Annotated in this window: 12 protein-coding genes; 7 read left to right on the top strand and 5 right to left on the bottom strand. The window is 47.1% G+C overall.

Going from position 1 to position 16,971, the window contains the following annotated elements:
• Positions 1-157 precede the first annotated feature (157 nt).
• The 4 genes from EOPP23_RS00455 to EOPP23_RS00440 all read left to right on the top strand — a co-directional run bounded on the left by EOPP23_RS00455 (position 158) and on the right by EOPP23_RS00440 (position 6,780).
• Positions 158-490 (top strand): hypothetical protein, encoded by a 333-nt coding sequence (locus EOPP23_RS00455; RefSeq protein ID WP_153764011.1) that lies wholly within the window; start codon positions 158-160, stop codon positions 488-490.
• Positions 491-608: 118 nt separating this feature from the next.
• Complete coding sequence (locus tag EOPP23_RS00450) at positions 609-1,697, top strand: hypothetical protein (protein WP_153764010.1); 1,089 nt, start codon at positions 609-611, stop codon at positions 1,695-1,697.
• 182 nt (positions 1,698-1,879) lie between these two features.
• Entirely contained in the window at positions 1,880-3,124 is a 1,245-nt protein-coding gene (gene sbcD / locus EOPP23_RS00445; protein ID WP_153764009.1) for an exonuclease subunit SbcD, read from the top strand.
• The gene (locus EOPP23_RS00440) at positions 3,121-6,780 is read left to right on the top strand and encodes an AAA family ATPase (protein ID WP_153764008.1); all 3,660 of its coding nucleotides are present in this window, start codon (positions 3,121-3,123) and stop codon (positions 6,778-6,780) included. The genes sbcD and EOPP23_RS00440 overlap by 4 nt, the downstream gene beginning before the upstream one ends.
• Before the next feature lie 33 nt (positions 6,781-6,813).
• On the opposite strand, the gene gspM is transcribed toward EOPP23_RS00440, so the two are convergent.
• The 5 genes from gspM to EOPP23_RS00415 form a co-directional block, all read right to left on the bottom strand.
• The gene (gene gspM / locus EOPP23_RS00435; protein ID WP_153764007.1) at positions 6,814-7,236 is read right to left on the bottom strand and encodes a type II secretion system protein GspM; all 423 of its coding nucleotides are present in this window, start codon (positions 7,234-7,236) and stop codon (positions 6,814-6,816) included.
• Between the two features lie 91 nt (positions 7,237-7,327).
• Complete coding sequence (locus EOPP23_RS00430) at positions 7,328-8,617, bottom strand: hypothetical protein (RefSeq protein WP_153764006.1); 1,290 nt, start codon at positions 8,615-8,617, stop codon at positions 7,328-7,330.
• A 112-nt stretch (positions 8,618-8,729) separates the two neighbouring features.
• Positions 8,730-9,116: a Cu(I)-responsive transcriptional regulator gene (gene cueR, locus EOPP23_RS00425; RefSeq protein ID WP_153764005.1), complete on the bottom strand. Its 387-nt coding sequence runs from the start codon at positions 9,114-9,116 to the stop codon at positions 8,730-8,732.
• A complete protein-coding gene (locus EOPP23_RS00420) occupies positions 9,113-11,587 on the bottom strand; it encodes a heavy metal translocating P-type ATPase (protein WP_153764004.1) in 2,475 nt (824 codons plus the stop codon). The genes cueR and EOPP23_RS00420 overlap by 4 nt, the downstream gene beginning before the upstream one ends.
• A 96-nt stretch (positions 11,588-11,683) precedes the next feature.
• Positions 11,684-11,992, bottom strand: coding sequence for a metalloregulator ArsR/SmtB family transcription factor (locus tag EOPP23_RS00415; protein ID WP_153764003.1), 309 nt, complete (start codon positions 11,990-11,992; stop codon positions 11,684-11,686).
• Between the two features lie 244 nt (positions 11,993-12,236).
• Between EOPP23_RS00415 and EOPP23_RS00410 the strand changes: the two genes are divergently transcribed.
• The 3 genes from EOPP23_RS00410 to EOPP23_RS00400 are packed head-to-tail and all read left to right on the top strand — an operon-like array spanning position 12,237 to position 16,913.
• Positions 12,237-14,801, top strand: a complete 2,565-nt coding sequence (locus tag EOPP23_RS00410; RefSeq protein ID WP_228550512.1) for an RND family transporter — start codon at positions 12,237-12,239, stop codon at positions 14,799-14,801.
• Between the two features lie 10 nt (positions 14,802-14,811).
• The gene (locus EOPP23_RS00405; protein ID WP_228550511.1) at positions 14,812-15,636 is read left to right on the top strand and encodes an outer membrane lipoprotein-sorting protein; all 825 of its coding nucleotides are present in this window, start codon (positions 14,812-14,814) and stop codon (positions 15,634-15,636) included.
• Entirely contained in the window at positions 15,633-16,913 is a 1,281-nt protein-coding gene (locus EOPP23_RS00400) for a hypothetical protein (RefSeq protein WP_153764001.1), read from the top strand. Before EOPP23_RS00405 ends, EOPP23_RS00400 begins: the two co-directional genes overlap by 4 nt.
• Positions 16,914-16,971: the final 58 nt, after the last annotated feature.

Below are 16,971 nucleotides of genomic sequence, written 5' to 3'. Positions count from 1 at the left end.
ACCTTCATAACCAGTTCGGGCTTCTTAAGAAGCTGAACTCAATTTGGGCTGGCATAGACAATGCCTGAAAGCGTTCAATGTCTGCACTGATGATTGTCCGAATTTGAGATTAGATAGCTTATATTTCTCATGCGTCTGCATGACAAGGAGAGTCAAAATGAAAACAGTTAAACACTTTATTCCTGCTGTGCTTATTACTGCCTTTGCCGCTTCGGCAACAGTACATGCGGGAGAGCTTGATCTTTACGCGAACAGTGATGCTTTCTCTAACGTAACCGCAAGAGTTTTTATGAATGGCAAACCTTTAGAAGGTGCCCGTGTTCAGCTGCACAGCAATGGCACTATGTTTAAGTCAGAAAAAATGACCGACTCCTTTGGCCGTACTCATTTTAATTCTGTACGCGGCAGTGGTTCAGTGGAAGTGAAAACCATGACTGCACAGGGTTCTGATTCACAATGGATCAATTTGCAGCGTGGTGGAGATAAGTAAGATTTCTCTGTTCTGGCCGGCGCCTATCGTCGGCCAATTCATTCGCAGGTTCCTTAGTAAACATTCATATAAATCATGCCTAGACTAAGCGGGTTTCCTGACTCGTGGAATCCACCTTATGAAACTTCTTCCCGCTAAATCCCTCTTTGTTCTACTGTGCATGCTTCTGTTCAGCAGCCTGTGTTCTGCCTACCCAATAGACATTCACTCTGAATTTCGAATAACGATTGACTCACGTGGCCAGTGGCGACTGGAAAGGCAAGGAAATGGACAGAATTCAGCCTACCCTGCTTTGTTTAACTTCCTTGGACAAACGCCTCTGGTGATTACCTTTACTGGCACAAACACTATTAATCTTGCTCCAGCAAGTAGTGAAGTACCGATGTTCATAAATGTGCAACAAGCTGATACGGCTATCAGCTCTGCTAGCATTATTGTCAGCCCTCCTGGAGGGATAGGTGTAGTCAACCTGAACCACGAAGTTTTTCAAGAACATGTTCAGAGTTACTCAGCGTTCGGCGATGATGCTCAGAACAGCTGGCCAGAGATATCACCTGTTGGTGTATTTGTTCCCGGCGTATTGAGTGCCCTTAATAGCATTGTTGATACTGGTGCTTCATCTCAGGCAAGTCACCCGGTGGTCCCCAGTTTGACTTTCTACAATGAGAACCCACCCCATATAAGTGACGATCATATTTTAGTACTTGCTCATACAGAGGAGGGGGTTCAGTTAAGCTCTGATGAAGTAGACTCAGAAAATAGTGGCCTCCCTACAGGAGCAATGCACTCTGCAGTAGTAACTGCAAATTCCGTTGGAGCAATTTCTGAAAACAGTCCTCCATCAGATCAGGATCCTGCTTCTACTGAGCCAGATGATGACGAACCTGATAGCAATAAGAAGCCTGGCTGTTGTGAATTCGCATATTGGAGTGACATACTTCACCGCTTCACAGGCGGTACACTTGGTTCAGCGTATAAGTCCAAACAATCTGCAGTCCAAGCTTACTCCCTCAGTTTGTCAGACAAAATCGCTCTTGGCATTATCATTTATACTGAAGCGTCTGAAAAAACTGGCGTTGAGGTCAGTACTCCAGCAAAAGCTTTTCTGTTAGTCTCCGCTCTGGTGATGGCTGCGTACTCTGAACCGGTAGTTTATCCACATCAAAGAAGTTTTTCCTTCCAGCCAAGGTATCAGGAGGCTCATTAAGGAGCAGTCCTGAAATAGGTTCCCAAGAGCCTGTCGGACTTACCACCGACCTAGTGTTCCTTCTGGATTATTCCTGAGAATTTTTGCACTGGCTTTGAATACCAGAAGCCAGTGCAACTGACAGAAGCCTGTACCGAAGGTATGCTGTTACTCTGACTCCAAGCCTTCGGTTCAAAGCCTTCATGCGAATCCTCCACACCTCCGACTGGCATCTTGGCCAACACTTTATGGGCAAGAGCCGTGAAGCTGAACATCGCCTTTTTATTCAATGGCTATTGAAAACAGTTAATGATCATCAGATAGATGCAGTACTGATTGCCGGAGATATTTTTGATACCGGCACACCACCCAGTTATGCCCGCAAGCTGTATAACCGGTTTATTGTTAATCTGCAGTCTACCTGCTGCCGCCAGTTAATCATTGTTGGTGGTAACCATGACTCTGTTGCCACTCTTAATGAGTCCAGAGATTTGCTGGCCTGCCTGAATGCGCAGGTGATTGGTGGCGTTCTGGAGAATACTGAAGACCAGGTCTTAGTGCTTAAAAGCAATGGAGACCAGCCTGAAGCCGTTGTCTGCGCTATTCCTTACATCAGACCAAGAGATGTGCTGCAAAGTCATGCTGGTGATAACGAAGCAGATAAGCAGCTGGCTTTGCAAAACGCCATAGCCGAACACTACAAAACTGTTTTTGATCTGGCAGCCAAACACGCACTGCCTGTTATTGCTACCGGGCACCTGACAACGGTTGGCGGCCAGCTCACCGAGTCCGTCAGGGAAATTTATATCGGTACTTTGTCGGCTTTTCCTGTCAGCGCTTTTCCTGTAGCAGATTATATTGCCCTCGGACATCTTCACCGCGCTCAGACAGTGGCGGGACAGGATCATATTCGCTATTCAGGCTCGCCCATTCCACTCAGCTTTGATGAAGTCAGCTGCCAGAAACAGGTGGTTCTGGTTGATGTCGTTAAAGATAAACCATTAGCGATCAAAGAACTGGCTGTTCCTTTGTTCAGACCCCTGAAAACCATCAAGGGTGAACTGGGTTCCATTGAGCAGCAGTTGAAACAGCTGGATACCGATTCAGAACTCAACACCTGGCTGGAAATTGTGATTGAGACTGAAAGTTACGTCAGTGATCTGCAGGCTCAGATTGATGAGCTGGTTTCTGAACTCCCGGTTGAAGTGCTCAGAGTGCGAAGGATCAGAGAGAAAACAGCCGCTTCACTGACAAGGGAAGAAACAGAAACCCTGGACGAACTGGATATCACCGATGTGTTTCTTAAACGGCTTTCAGAAGAAGACATGGAACCTGAGGCAAGCAGCAAACTGAGCTCAGCCTTTAACGAAATTCTTGAGTCTCTCAATGAAGAGAGTGAAGAATCAGAACCGACGGCATTTGAGACCAGCAGGGAAGTAACCCTATGAGAATTCTGAGTCTTCGTCTGAAGAACATTAACTCACTCAAGGGTGAGTGGAAGATTGATTTCACTGGTAATGAATTCGCCAATAATGGTCTCTTTGCCATCACCGGCCCGACTGGCGCAGGCAAAACAACGCTGCTGGATGCAGTCTGTCTGGCACTTTATCACCAGACCCCCAGACTCAACACTATTTCCGCCAGTGATAATGAACTGATGACCCGTCACACGGCTGAATCTCTGGCTGAAGTGGAATTTGAAGTTAAAGGCAAAGGTTATCGGTCATTCTGGTCACAGCGCAGAGCCAGAGGCAAGGTTGATGGCAAACTGCAAAGCCCTCAAGTCGAGCTGGCCACCATCGACGGTACCATTATCACCAGCCGAATTGGCGATAAGCTGAAGAAGATCAGTGAAATAACTGGTTTGGATTTCGGTCGTTTCACCAAATCCATGATGCTGGCTCAGGGTGGCTTTGCTGCCTTTCTGGAAGCCAACGCCAATGATCGCGCTGAACTTCTGGAAGAGCTGACTGGTACCGAAATTTACGGCGAGGTTTCTCGTCGTGTTTTTGAAAGAATGCGACAGGAACAGGAAAACCTGAAGCTGCTTCAGGCTCGTACCGAAGGTATTCAGTTACTGGACGACGATGTAATAGAAAAGCTTGAGCTGGAACAGAAGCAACTATTGAACTCGGAAGACAAAACCGCCCAGCAGATAAAAGCTACTGCAGAAAAACTTCAGTGGCTGCAGAGCGTCGATGAAAGAAAGGTGGAACTGGCAGCCGCTGTCGAGAAAAAGAAGGCTGTCGAGACTGAGCAGGAAGAGAATAAAGAGTCACTGAATCTGCTGGATAACTCTTTATCGGCACTGGAAATAAAGCCTTTTTACGATCAGTACAGTGAAGTCAGTAATACTCTGAAAAACGCTCAGGAAGCTCTGACTCACCTTCAAAAACAGGAACAGAGCAGCAAAGATACGCTTGCGATTGCAGAGCGTGATTCAAACTCTGCCGTCGAAAACCTTGAGAAAACCAAAGAGCAAAAAGCTAAAACAGAAGTTTTGATTTCCGAACAAATCATACCTCTGGATTCAGCCATAGCGCAGACAAGAGAACAACTAAAAAAACTTAACGAACAGTCTGTTTCGCTCAACCAGCAGGACGAAAAAGCTAAACAACAGCTGGTCACCCTTTCCAGTAACAGACAAACCATTTTTCAGGAATTCAGTCAGGCAGACCGTTACCTGCAACAGAATATTCAGAGTGAAAGTCTGGCCAGTCGAATTCCTTTATGGCACTCACAGTTTTCCAGCCGAAAGAATCTGACCCTTAAATTACAGGCACTTGAAGAAGGCTTTAGCAAAAGCACCTCAACCTTTAAGGGGTCTCAAAGAGCATGCGAACAGTTTGAACAGTCACTGAAGGATGCAGAGCAACAGCTGCAGCAATGCGAAGCTGAACTGCAAAGCAAAACCGCTAAGAAACATGAACTGCTTGCAGGTCGTGATGAATCTGAAGTTCGCCGCCAGCAGCAGACATTAGCCGTCAGAATTCCTGCGATACAGGAATTAAAAAGTACGCTGAAACACTTCCAGGACAACAGCAATAAGCTGGCCAATGAAACCCAGCGCTTTGAAACATCAAAGCAGGAGCTTTCCAGACTGCTGGCAACACTGGAAAAGCACAGGGAAGCTTACGCCAGAGAACATCAGCACTATAAAGACCTGCAGACCCTGCTGAATCAGGAACGACAAATAGCAGACCTGTCCAAATATCGTTCTCAGCTTACGGAAGGCGCTCCATGCCCGCTCTGTGGTTCAAAAGAACACCCGGATATTGAGCATTATGCTGCCATTGATGCCGACTCAACCGAACAGAGACTAAAAGAAAAAGATGCTCTGGTTCAGTCGTTGATGAAGCAGGGGCAAAATACAAAGGAACAGTGTGCACGGGTTGAAGTTCAATACCAGAGTTCAGAGCAGCAGGTTAATGAACTAAACAGGCTGGCTCAGCAGCTTTTCCAGCAATGGCAGGAAAGCTGCCAGCAATTGAATATTCAACTGGATCTGAACAACACGACAGCTATTGAGCAATGGTTTGACGAGGCAAGGCAGGAGTGGTTGTCCAGCAATAGAATATTTGAACAGTTGGACTCTATCTCTAAAGCGGTCGAGCACGCTAAAAACACCTTCACAAAGCAGCAACAAACCGTTGAGCAGGCTCGCCATAAAGGACAGTTCGAACAGGAAAAAGTACGGCAGCTGCAAGAGCAAAGTCAGAATGAGCGACAGCAGATTGAAGCTGTAAAAACGGAACTGTCAGAACTGGAAAACCTGCTTCAGCAATCAACAGCCATCACTCTTCCTGAAATACACGAACAAGACCAATGGCTTTCAAACCAGCAGCAATTATCTGACCAATGGCATACAACATTTAGTCTTCGGGCTGAACGACAAAACCAGATCACCAGCCTTGATAATGAACTGCAACTGATCAGCCAGAAGAACCGTCTTGTGCAAGACAGTCTGAACAGCATCACTGTTGAGCAGAAGCAGCTTCAAGCGTTGATCGAAGATAAAAGCGATCAGCGCTTCACTCTGTTTGGTGATCTTTCAGCACCTGAGGAGCGGGAAAGGCTGGTCAACGGTCTTCAGGAGGCGGAGCAACACGCAGCGACCGTGAAAGAGCAACAGCAGGAAGTAGCGGCGGCAGTCAATAAGCTGACAGGCACCATAACTCATCAACGGGAAGAGTTATCTTCCCTCACAAGCAGGCATGAAGAGAAACTGAACCTCTGGCAGCAGCAGCTGAATGAAAGCAGTTTTAACGATGAAGAGTCGTTCAAGTCTTCCCTGCTGGAACCTGATAAAAAGCAGGCGTTGGAGCAGTTAAAGAAAACGCTTCAACAAAACCTGTCTGGCGCGGAAGAACACTGTAAGCAGACAGAGATAAACCTGCAGAAGCTGCTGAATCAGCCTGCAACTGATCAAAGCAAAGAAGAACTGAGTACAAAGCAAAGCAGTCTGGAAAATGACCTGAGCTTGTCTAACCAGAGGAAGGGCGAAATTCGTCAAGCGATTGCAGAAGATCAGAAAAAACGACAGCTTCAGGGCAGTCTGGCAGACGACATCAGTAACCAGAAGCGCATCTTTGAAATATGGGATCAACTTAGCAATCTGATTGGCTCAGCCAGAGGCGACAAATTCCGTAAATACGCACAGGGGCTGACACTGGATCATCTGGTTTATCTTGCTAACAAACAGTTAGACAAATTGCATGGCCGCTACCTGCTGCATAGAAAAAGCAGCGAGGAACTAAGCCTCGAAGTGCTTGATACCTGGCAAGGTGATACGGCTCGCGACATTAGAACCTTGTCTGGCGGAGAAAGCTTTCTGGTCAGCCTGGCGCTGGCATTGGCACTGTCAGATCTGGTCAGTCATAAGACCAGTATCGACTCACTGTTCCTGGATGAAGGCTTCGGTACACTGGATCAGGAAACCCTTGAGATAGCTCTGAATGCACTGGACAGCCTGAATGCCAGCGGCAAGATGGTAGGCGTTATTTCCCATGTGGAATCACTGAAAGAGCGTATTCCAACACGTATCGAAGTCAGGAAAGAAGTGGGCTTAGGTTACAGCTCGCTGGATAAGGCCTTCGCTGTTTAGCTTTTTTAGCTTGGAACTGTCGTTCAGTTTGAATTAGTTGGAATTGATCAATCGAATACTGTCAGCTTTAACCATGCCAGGGGTATCTGTTTTCAGAAGGCGTATGCTTTGGAAACGGATGCCTTGAGTATAGAGTTCTGCGAAGGCATTTACCATGTCGTTAAAAGGTGCTTCTGCCACTAAGATTTCTGCCTGCAGGTAACTACTTTCCTTCATCGTAATTTGAAGGTTGTATTTTTGACTGATGGATTTAAGCAGCGAGAGCCAGAGTGATTGATTATCGCGATTCGTCGGTAATGCAGTATTTAACTCTGCGGCTCTGGCTTTAACCCTCTCCTGAAAGCTGGAAATGTCATATGACTCAGTCTGCTCAGTGTCAGAGTCATGAATGAAAAAAACAGCCACCAAAATTAAGGTAGCTGCGATGGCTAGAGTTAAAAATACGTTTTTACTCATAATCAACTTTCAGTGTTTGAATCAAAGATCCTGACTTACATAACCACAATACACGGCGATTGCGAAGCTGTATCTGGCAGGTTCACCCAATTTAATAGTTTCGAGGAGGCAGTTGAGGGCTTTTTAAGCCTCGATCAATATCCAACTGATTAAATTCAGCCACCAGACTCTGAACATGAGTCATCGTCTGATTGATAAATGCCTTGTTGTATTTTTTGCCCTGCAATTTTGCCAAAACCTGGTCTGCGATATTTTCTCGATCTGCAGCAGGAGCCATTCCCCCCAACTCAGAGAAATACTCTTCAGCTCTTACCTCAGACATTCGCGCTGTCGTTAATGTAATAGATTTCTTTGCAGCGGCTATTGCCTCCGGGGGCATAGAGCTATCACGACTCAGGTCAGTTGCGATTTTTCTCATATCTTTGAGAATTTCATAACTCCCTGTATTTGCCAGCTTCTCTTTCAGAACAGACGAATCTTGTGAAACCATCATGGAATAGAGGTTGTCAGTCTTATTTTTCCTAACCTGTCCAATATCACCATACAAGCCAGCAACACTCTCTCTTTCATATCTCACATTGCCATATGCAGGCTCCATATTCTCTTCAATACCCTCATCTTCAGACTCAACATCACTTGTCGATTTAAGAGATTCTTTTAAATTATCAACTCTTGCCTGCATTACATCACGCCTGACTGTGTCGTAGCCTGGATCATCATCCTCTGAGTCAGTTCCATAGGCACTATCCAAGGACTCTTTCGAAGCCGTTCGGGTCAAACGCTGTTCCTGAACCATTTGTCTGGCTTCATTTAATGTTGAGTAACCAGCTGATTCTTCAACTTGATCAGAGAACCGAACAGTATCATAGCCATCACTTGGAATACTTGAAGCCCCTTGCGAAAGGGTACTGTAGCCATCAATAGCTTCTGCAGTTTTCTGGCCTGAGAAGCTTTGGTGAGTGTGTGAAGTTCTGGCATAAGTTGAGCCCTCATCTATTTCGGTCTGATGTACGGCATTCAGCATGTTATACGCTTCAGAGACAGTCAGGACTGAAGCTTTGATACCACTCACCAGACCATTGGTGATCTGAACAATATCAGGGTTAATTGTTGCTATATGTCTTTCACTGATTGGCTTGCCTATCAGGTCATTTTTAAAAGCCTGAATCAGATTATTCGCAGTCTTCACTGTTTTGTTTTCAAGACCACCTGTAACTGCTCTGACAGTTTTCTGCTTCCAGTTACCCTTAGCCTCACCAAATCTGATTTCACCTGACTTTTCCCCAAGCCGTGCAAGCTTGCTGCCATCTTTTGCTAAGTGTTTTTCAAATGTTTGAAGAGCATTTGCAGGGAGGTGAGAAGTAGGGCCGCCGACACTCATAACCGAAATTCCATTTCTGACTATTAGATAGTGAAAGTTTAGACAGCCGAAATATCAAAAGTTAGTTATAAACAGGACTATATCTATTACAAAGCCAAATATGGGTTGAAAATTAGGACGAGAGCTTGTCGAGGATTGGACAATCCGGCATATCATCACCATGGCAACACTGAGTAAGCTGCTTCAGGCTTTGCCGGATGGTTTGAAGCTGGCTGATTTTCTCCTCTACATCCACCAGCTTCTTCAGGGCAACGACTTTTACATCGGCGCTCTTTCGGTCTGAATCTCTATACAGAGCCAGTAAGTCAGCGCACTCCTTAAGAGAGAAACCCAACTCGCGAGCCTGACCGATAAAGTTCAGCTCCCGAACATGCAGCTCTGAGTAGTCACGGTAACCGTTAGCCTGACGGGAAGCAGAAGGTATCAATCCCTGCTCCTCGTAATATCGAATGGTTTTGGTGGTCAGGCCTGTTGCTTTGGCTACTTTGGAAATATTCATAGCTTCTGACTTTCAGAAGGCTTAAACAGTCTAAGTCGGTTGGCGTTAGTCACTACCGTCACCGATGAGAGCGCCATGGCTGCACCACCAATAACCGGATTCAACAGCATTCCGGTTAACGGATAGAGCACTCCTGCAGCCACAGGAATACCCAGAGAGTTGTAGATAAAAGCGCCAAACAGGTTCTGTTTGATGTTCTTCAATGTGGCTCTCGACAGTTCAATAGAATCCGCCAGACCATGCAATGATGAGCGCATAAGGGTGATGTCTGCCGATTCAATGGCCACATCGGTTCCACAGCCGATGGCAAAACCGACATCTGCTCTGGCCAATGCAGGAGCATCGTTAATGCCATCACCCGTCATGCCGGTCAGCTCACCTTTCTGCTGAAGTTCTCGGACAATCCGCTCTTTGTCTTCCGGCATAACTTCCGCCTGAAATTCATCGACACCTACAGCCTTTGCCACTGCAGCAGCCGTATGGCAATTGTCTCCGGTCAACATTACAACTCTGACACCCAGCTGATGCAGCCTCTGAATGGCTGAAATGGAATCCTCCCTGATCGGATCAGAGACCGAAATCACACCTGCCAGCTTTCCGTTCACGGCCATAAACATGGGCGTTTGCCCCTGCTCTGCCAGCTTCAGGGCTTTGTCAGACAGACTGTTGATATCCACCGACTTATGGTTCATCAATCCGGCATTACCAAGCAGAATTTCCTGACCATCTACTTTGCCTGCAACACCCTGACCGGTAATGGCTTCAAAGTCGGATACGGAAAGTAATTCAAGCTGCTGCTCTTTGGCCGAATCTACGATGGCTTCTGCCAGCGGGTGTTCTGAAACGGCTTCAATACTTGCAGCCAGTGTTAGCAACCTGTCTTGATCAAACTCTTTGGCGTTTTGATTGACCAGTAATTCAGTTACTTTCGGAGCGCCTTCAGTGATGGTTCCGGTTTTATCCAGAACTACAGTGGTGAGCTTGCTGGCTTTTTGCAGAGCTTCACCCTGACGAATAAGAATCCCCAGCTCTGCGGCCCTTCCCACTCCCGCCATTACTGACATGGGTGTTGCCAACCCCAGTGCACAGGGGCAGGCAATAATAAGAACGGTGGTTGCAACAACAAGGCTATGAGCAAGACTGGGGCCAAACAGATACCAGACCATTGCAGCAATCAGTGCGACTGTAATAACAGTGGGTACAAAAATTGACGACACTCGGTCAGCCAGTCGGGCGATGGGAAGTTTTGAACCCTGAGCTTTCTTTACCAAAGCAATAATATGAGCCAGTGTGGTTTCACTGCCGACCTTCTCAGCCTGAAACAACAAAGTGCTGTTTTTATTGATAGTGCCTGCGGACACCTGATCACCTGCTTTTTTGGCTACAGCCAGGGGTTCACCCGTCAGCATGGATTCATCGATCAGGCTGTTGCCTTCTACGACCAGACCATCGACAGCAATTTTTTCACCAGGACGAATTCGAACCTGATCACCTTTACGAACCTGCTCAACGGGAATATCAATTTCATTGCCATCACAAACGACTCGAGCCGTCTTGGCCTGCAGACCCAGTAATCGTTTCAAAGCCTTACTTGTTTTGCCTTTTGCTCTGAGTTCCAACGCATGACCAAAATTGATCAAGCCAATGATCATAGCGCTGGCTTCAAAGTAAACGTGTCGGGAACCTACAGGAAGACACTCGGGAAACAGCACCACCAGCATGGAATAAAGCCAGGCAACTCCGGTTCCCATAGCAATCAGGGTATCCATATTGGTATTGCCATGTTTCAGGGCTTTCCACATACCTGTGAAATAGTGACTGCCAGAGAAGATCAGAATCAACAGTGTTACCAGCCCAACCGCTCCCCAGCCAACCTGCTGAGCTGGAGTATTAACGCTCATCTCGCCGGTAACAAGGCCCCAGAGCATCAGTGGAAGGCCAATACCCAAAGCGACAACCGTGTGTCGAATCAAATAGCGGTAACGTTTACTGTCTTCGCGCTCCTGCTTTTCCTGAAGGTCTTTCTGCTGGTCTACCAGCTCTCCCGGATAGCCTGCGTTTTCCAGCATAGTCAGAATGTCAGCCACTTCAACAGTAGCATCGACACTGCAGGTTTTCGTAGGAAGGTTTACGGTTGCAGAACGAATTCCGGCGGTGTCATTCAGTGCGGATTCGATTTTGCCAACACAGGATGCACAGTTCATTGAGGCAATAGAAAACAGGCGTTGCTCAGTCACCAGTAAGGATGCACCAAAACCAGCGTCTTCTACTGCTTTGATTAGCTGGTCATTGATTAACGGATCAGTGTCACATGAAGCTTCAACAGTTGCCGACTTATCAGCCAGGTTAACACTGGCCTTAGCGACACCGCTGACAGCCCTCAAGGCTTTCTCTACCTTGCCTACACAACCGGCGCAGTTAAGGCCTGTCAGTGACAATTGTATGGATGAAAGGCTTGATGAACTGGCCATCGTTGGCTCCTGAAGATTAAGTCAGAGAATGACAAAAGCATAACCCTTACCCTAACTGGAAGGTAAAGGTTTTTCTCAGGAAGTATCAATTAAAGATCAGCAGAATTCGCTGTGTAGAAACTCTATCAGGCGTGCAGCTTCAGGGCTGGCGAGAGAGTAATAGATAGTTTGAGACTCACGACGGGTCTGCACCAGTCCATCCTGTCTCAGTTTGGCAAGATGTTGGGAAAGTGCTGACTGACTAAGGTCAATGCGTGTATTCAGTTCAGTCACAGATAACTCACCCTGACCCAGATGACAGAGCACCAGCAGCCGGTTTTCATTACTGACGGCTTTTAGTAGTGACACTGCATTTCGGGCTTTTAGTCGCATATTTTGAATATCGATGTTTACGGGTTGAGTCATACCTTTCCCAGTTAAATTAGCATTTGCTCATTAAAACTGGACTCGGTAAAAACTGTCAACGGATTACCTCCATAATCCTCTCAAAATCATGATGTTTCCGTCATTTCGCAATTTAACACTGCAATATCTAGTCAATTTATTAACAAGATAATAATTTTCATCTCATGCTTGCTTGTAAATTAGATTTAACTAATATAACTTATATTAGCATTAACTAATCAAACTCTTTATCAAAGAGCAAGCCATGGAAAGCAACCCGAAAAGCACTGATATGAAAACAATAAAACACAGGGTTGTTGGGCTGGCTTTGAATCGTCCAAAGACTGTCTACGCCGTCATTTTTCTACTGGTACTGGCCTGTACTGCTCTGATGCCGTTGCTCACCATCGATACCGATCCTGAGAATATGCTCTCTGCTGATGATCCAGCCCGGATTTTCCATAATCAGGTCAAGCAGGAGTTTGCCATGCACGACATGATCGTGGTGGGCGCGGTCAGTGACAGTGAACAAGGCATTTATAACCCTAAATCTCTTCAGGCCATCGCCAGGCTCTCTTCACAAATTATGAATCTTGAGGGTGTTATCGCCTCGGACCAGATGGCGCTCAATACGGTAGACAACATCAGTCAGGAAGATCAGGGAACCATTCGTTTTGAGTGGCTGATGCAGGATGCGCCTACTACACAACAGCAGTCCGACGCTATTAAAGAGGCTGTCGGTCGTTTACCTCTGCTTCAAAACACACTGGTATCAGGCGATGGAAAAGCTGCAGCGATTTATGTACCAGTAGAATCAAAAGACTTCAGCTACCAGCTGGCCGAACAGATCAGGGCCATGATTCCGGAGCTGAATAGCCTTGATGACTACCATATCACCGGCCTGCCCGTTGCCGAGGACCAGTTTGGCGTCGAGATGTTTGTCCAGATGGGCATCGCAGCTCCCATGGCTGGTTTAGCGATCTTTCTGTTGATGTGGTTGTTCTTCAGAAGTATTCCTCTGGTGACTGGCCCGATGATTGTGGCAATGGCAACGGTTCTGATTGTGATGGGACTGTTGATTGGTATGGGTTTCACCGTCCATATCATGTCGTCCATGATCGCCATCTTCCTGATGCCCATTGCTGTGGTGGACTCGACCCATATTCTGTCCGAGTTTGCTGACCGCTATAAGCCCGGTGATGATGCCAAAGCCGTTATCACCAAAGTTGTCGAACACCTCTTTACCCCCATGCTCTACACATCCATCACTTCAGCGGTGGGTTTCCTGTCACTGATGCTGACACCGATTCCTCCGGTAAAAATCTTTGGTGCTTTTATCGGCTTCGGTATCTTTCTGGCTTTCCTGCTAACCATCTTCTTTATTCCGGCATATATCTCTCGCATGAAGCCTGAATCTCTCGCTTCCATGCAGGCGGCGATTCACAGAATGGAAGGCGTTGGTCGTTTGAGTCGCTGGCTGCCGGTACTGGGGCGTACTTCTATCCGTGGTCGTAAGCTGGTGTTGGTTGGCTTCACAGGTCTACTGGCTATCAGTGTTGTTGGTGTCAGCAAAATCGAGATAAACGACAACCCGGTTAACTGGTTCAAAAGCGACCATGAAATTCGTATTGCTGACCGTGTGTTAAACGAACACTTTGCCGGCACTTACGATGCCTGGCTGGTTCTGAAGCCTTCCAGTGATACTGATAGAACAGCTTTTATTTCAAAATTCACGGAAATTGTCGGGCATGCGAACAATGCAGGCATTAATCTTTCTGACCTACTCCCTGAAGAACAACAGAGTAACTTTGAAAACTGGCTGCAGAATCTCTCCTCAACCATTGATGACCGACTCTTTGAAGCAAATGATGAAGAGGCTTTATGGCTGGAACAGCTCCTGATTCTTACCGAACAAACTCAGAAACAAGATCGGCTATTCCTCAAACCGGATGTGCTGGAATGGATGACAGGACTACAAAACCACCTGCTTGATTCAGGACGGGTTGGCAAAGTTAATGCCCTCCCCGATGTAGTGAAAACGGTTAACCGTGAACTCCTAAGCGGTAAAGAAGCTGACTTCGAACTGCCCGCCAGCGCCAATGGAGTTGCTCAAGCCCTGCTCCAGTATCAATCTTCCCACCGCCCTCAGGATTTATGGCATTTCGTTACGCCTGATTACCGCTCCAGCCTGATGTGGCTCCAGCTGACCAGTGGCGATAACCAGCATATGAGTCAGGTTACTGCTCTGGTTGATCGTTATATAGAACAGCACCCTCTGCCCGAAGAGCTGGAACATAACTGGGCAGGCAAAGCTTACCTGAACGTGGTTTGGCAGGACGCCATGGTCAGCGGCATGCTGGACAGCCTACTGTCGTCGTTTGCCGTGGTATTCCTGATGATGGTGTTGCTGTTCCGCTCTATCAAATACGGCATTCTCGCCATGCTACCACTGACGTTCACCATCACCTTTATCTACGGTCTGATTGGCTGGATTGGCAAAGACTACGATATGCCAATTGCCGTGCTTTCAGCACTGACTCTGGGTCTTTCTGTCGACTTCGCCATTCACTTTCTGGAGAGATTCAGGGAGTACCACAAACAAACAGGTTCGGTTCATCTGGCACTTCAGGAAATGTATCAGGAGCCAGGCCGGGCCATTACCCGTAATGCCATCGTTATTGCGGCTGGCTTTACGCCACTGCTGCTGGCTCCACTGGTGCCTTACATAACCGTGGGCGTGTTCCTTGCCAGCATTATGGCGGCTTCAGCATTAGTGACCTTGATGCTGCTACCTGCTGTTCTGGCCTTTGGCCAAAAAGAAGCCGAATAGGAGGCTGACCATGAAAATAATCAGAACATTTTCTTTGATGATTGCCATGGCTGTCAGCAGCCTAACTGCTGCAATAACAGCAATACCGGCAGTAGCTGAAGCTCTGACCGATGCCAGCGAGATCGTTCGTAAAGCCAACATGGCTTACTACTACGCCGGAAGCGATGGCAGGGCAGAAGCCCGAATGAAAATAGTGGATGCTCAGGGCCGAACACAGCTGCGCCAGTTCACCATGCTCCGCCGTGACCGTGAGCAGGGTGGCCTGCAGGATATGATGGTGTTTTTCAGTCGTCCCAGCGATATTCGAGGCACCGTATTCAGGGTTGTTCGTCACCCGGGCGGTGATGATGACCGCTGGCTCTACCTTCCCGGGCTGGATCTGGTGAAACGGATTTCTGCCGGTGATAAACGAACCTCTTTTGTTGGTTCCGATTTTTTTTATGAGGACGTCTCTGGTCGTGATCCTCAGGCGGACAAACACACACTGATGGATACAACTGATCAGTTTTATGTACTGACCAGCATTCCTAAAGACTCAAAAAGTGTTGAGTTTGCCAGTTACCAAAGCTGGATAAACAGAGCCACACTCCTGCCGGAAAAGGTCGAGTTCACTAATCAAAAAGGCAAGCTTTACCGCCGAATGGAAGTACTGAAAACAGATACTGTTCAAGGCTATCCCGTAGTTTTGCAGGCGAGAATCAGTAACCTCGACAGAGGCACATCCACTTTAATGCAGATGCGGGGCATCAAGTTTGATCTTGGTATGCCTGCCAATATTTTCAGCGAACGCAGCCTGAGAACTCCTCCTGTGCAATGGCTAAGGAAGAAACCATGAACTTCTTTAAACCATCGCTTCTGATAATACTGGCATCAATGAACCTGTCTGTTTTTGCCACTGATGATTGGTCTGATGACAACTGGGAAGAAGACTGGGGGACAGAAGAAACACCTTCTCAATGGCAGTGGAGCGGTTTTTTGGAAGCAGGCTATGGAAGCCGTCTTCAAAGTGATTCAGCAATTGGTAGAGATAAAACTCTCAGCGAGATTCGCGCAAGAGTTGAGCTGGAATATCAGGTAGATAACTGGCGTTTCGACCTTGAAGTTGACGGGCTGTACGACGACTTGCTTCATAAAAGTGAAATTCAAACCCGTGTAGCCAGTATCAGCTTCTCACCTCTCAACAATATGGATATCAAGGCTGGGCGTCAGGTGCTGACCTGGGGAACAGGCGACTATCTGTTTCTCAATGACCTGTTCGCCAAAGACTGGCAATCCTATTTCTCGGGTCGGGATGATGAGTACCTCAAAGCATCATCAAACAGTATCAAAACAAGCTGGTTTGCTGACTCTTTCAGCGTCGATCTGGTGTGGACACCTCGTTTTACGCCGGACCATACACTTAACGGTGACCGCTTCAGTTATTTCTCTCCGGCAACAGGTCAAAGCTCTGCTGTTCACCTGAATCCTGATGAACCAGCTGGTTCCAGCTGGTCAGGCCGACTCTCCACAAACCATAACAGTGTCGAATATTCGCTTTATGGCTATATGGGTTACTGGACCACTCCGCTCGGGATAAAAGCCAATGGTCGCATGACTTACCCTGAGCTTAATGTCTGGGGCGCCAGCCTGAGAATGCCTGTTGGTAATGGACTGTTTAACTCTGAAATTGCCTGGTACGACAGCAGGGAAGACCGTTCCGGAGACAACCCTCAAACTGCCAATTCGCAAGTTCGCTGGCTGGCTGGTTATGAACAGGAGATTGGTATTAACCTGACCGCCGCTGTTCAGTATTACCTTGAATGGACTCAGGACTATGATCAACTGAAATCAAACTCTGCTACTCCTGATTTTGAACAGGATGAGTACCGACAACTGCTGACTATGAGACTGACCAAGCTGACTCATCAACAGAAACTGACATGGAGTCTGTTCAGCTTCTGGTCGTGGACGGACAAAGATACCTATTTAAAGCCCTCTGTCAGCTGGCGAATCAATGATCAATGGACAGTAGCAACCGGTGCCAACCTGTTTTACGGCAGGCAAAAACACAGTTTCTTTGGTCAGCATAAAGATAACTCTAATGCCTGGCTTAGAGTTAGATGGAACTATTAATTAGAACGACTGATTGTTTTGACGAATCACTGAAAAAAGCTGAAAACAAAAAGAGGAT

Origin of the sequence: Endozoicomonas sp. OPT23 (assembly GCF_009653635.1) — a bacterium.
In the GTDB taxonomy this organism is placed as follows: Bacteria; Pseudomonadota; Gammaproteobacteria; order Pseudomonadales; family Endozoicomonadaceae; genus Endozoicomonas_A.
The sequence above is the reverse complement of the archived record's forward strand: the minus strand, read 5'-3'. Positions and strand labels throughout refer to the sequence as shown.

Bases quoted from the DNA above. Each gene is read 5' to 3' on its own strand.
- EOPP23_RS00405 (WP_228550511.1), top strand. From the start codon at position 14,812: ATGAAAATAATCAGAACATTTTCTTTGATGATTGCCATGGCTGTCAGC.
- gspM (WP_153764007.1), bottom strand. From the start codon at position 7,236: ATGAGTAAAAACGTATTTTTAACTCTAGCCATCGCAGCTACCTTAATT.
- EOPP23_RS00420 (WP_153764004.1), bottom strand. From the start codon at position 11,587: ATGGCCAGTTCATCAAGCCTTTCATCCATACAATTGTCACTGACAGGC.
- EOPP23_RS00430 (WP_153764006.1), bottom strand. From the start codon at position 8,617: ATGAGTGTCGGCGGCCCTACTTCTCACCTCCCTGCAAATGCTCTTCAA.
- cueR (WP_153764005.1), bottom strand. From the start codon at position 9,116: ATGAATATTTCCAAAGTAGCCAAAGCAACAGGCCTGACCACCAAAACC.
- EOPP23_RS00410 (WP_228550512.1), top strand. From the start codon at position 12,237: ATGGAAAGCAACCCGAAAAGCACTGATATGAAAACAATAAAACACAGG.
- EOPP23_RS00415 (WP_153764003.1), bottom strand. From the start codon at position 11,992: ATGACTCAACCCGTAAACATCGATATTCAAAATATGCGACTAAAAGCC.
- EOPP23_RS00400 (WP_153764001.1), top strand. From the start codon at position 15,633: ATGAACTTCTTTAAACCATCGCTTCTGATAATACTGGCATCAATGAAC.
- sbcD (WP_153764009.1), top strand. From the start codon at position 1,880: ATGCGAATCCTCCACACCTCCGACTGGCATCTTGGCCAACACTTTATG.
- EOPP23_RS00455 (WP_153764011.1), top strand. From the start codon at position 158: ATGAAAACAGTTAAACACTTTATTCCTGCTGTGCTTATTACTGCCTTT.
- EOPP23_RS00450 (WP_153764010.1), top strand. From the start codon at position 609: ATGAAACTTCTTCCCGCTAAATCCCTCTTTGTTCTACTGTGCATGCTT.
- EOPP23_RS00440 (WP_153764008.1), top strand. From the start codon at position 3,121: ATGAGAATTCTGAGTCTTCGTCTGAAGAACATTAACTCACTCAAGGGT.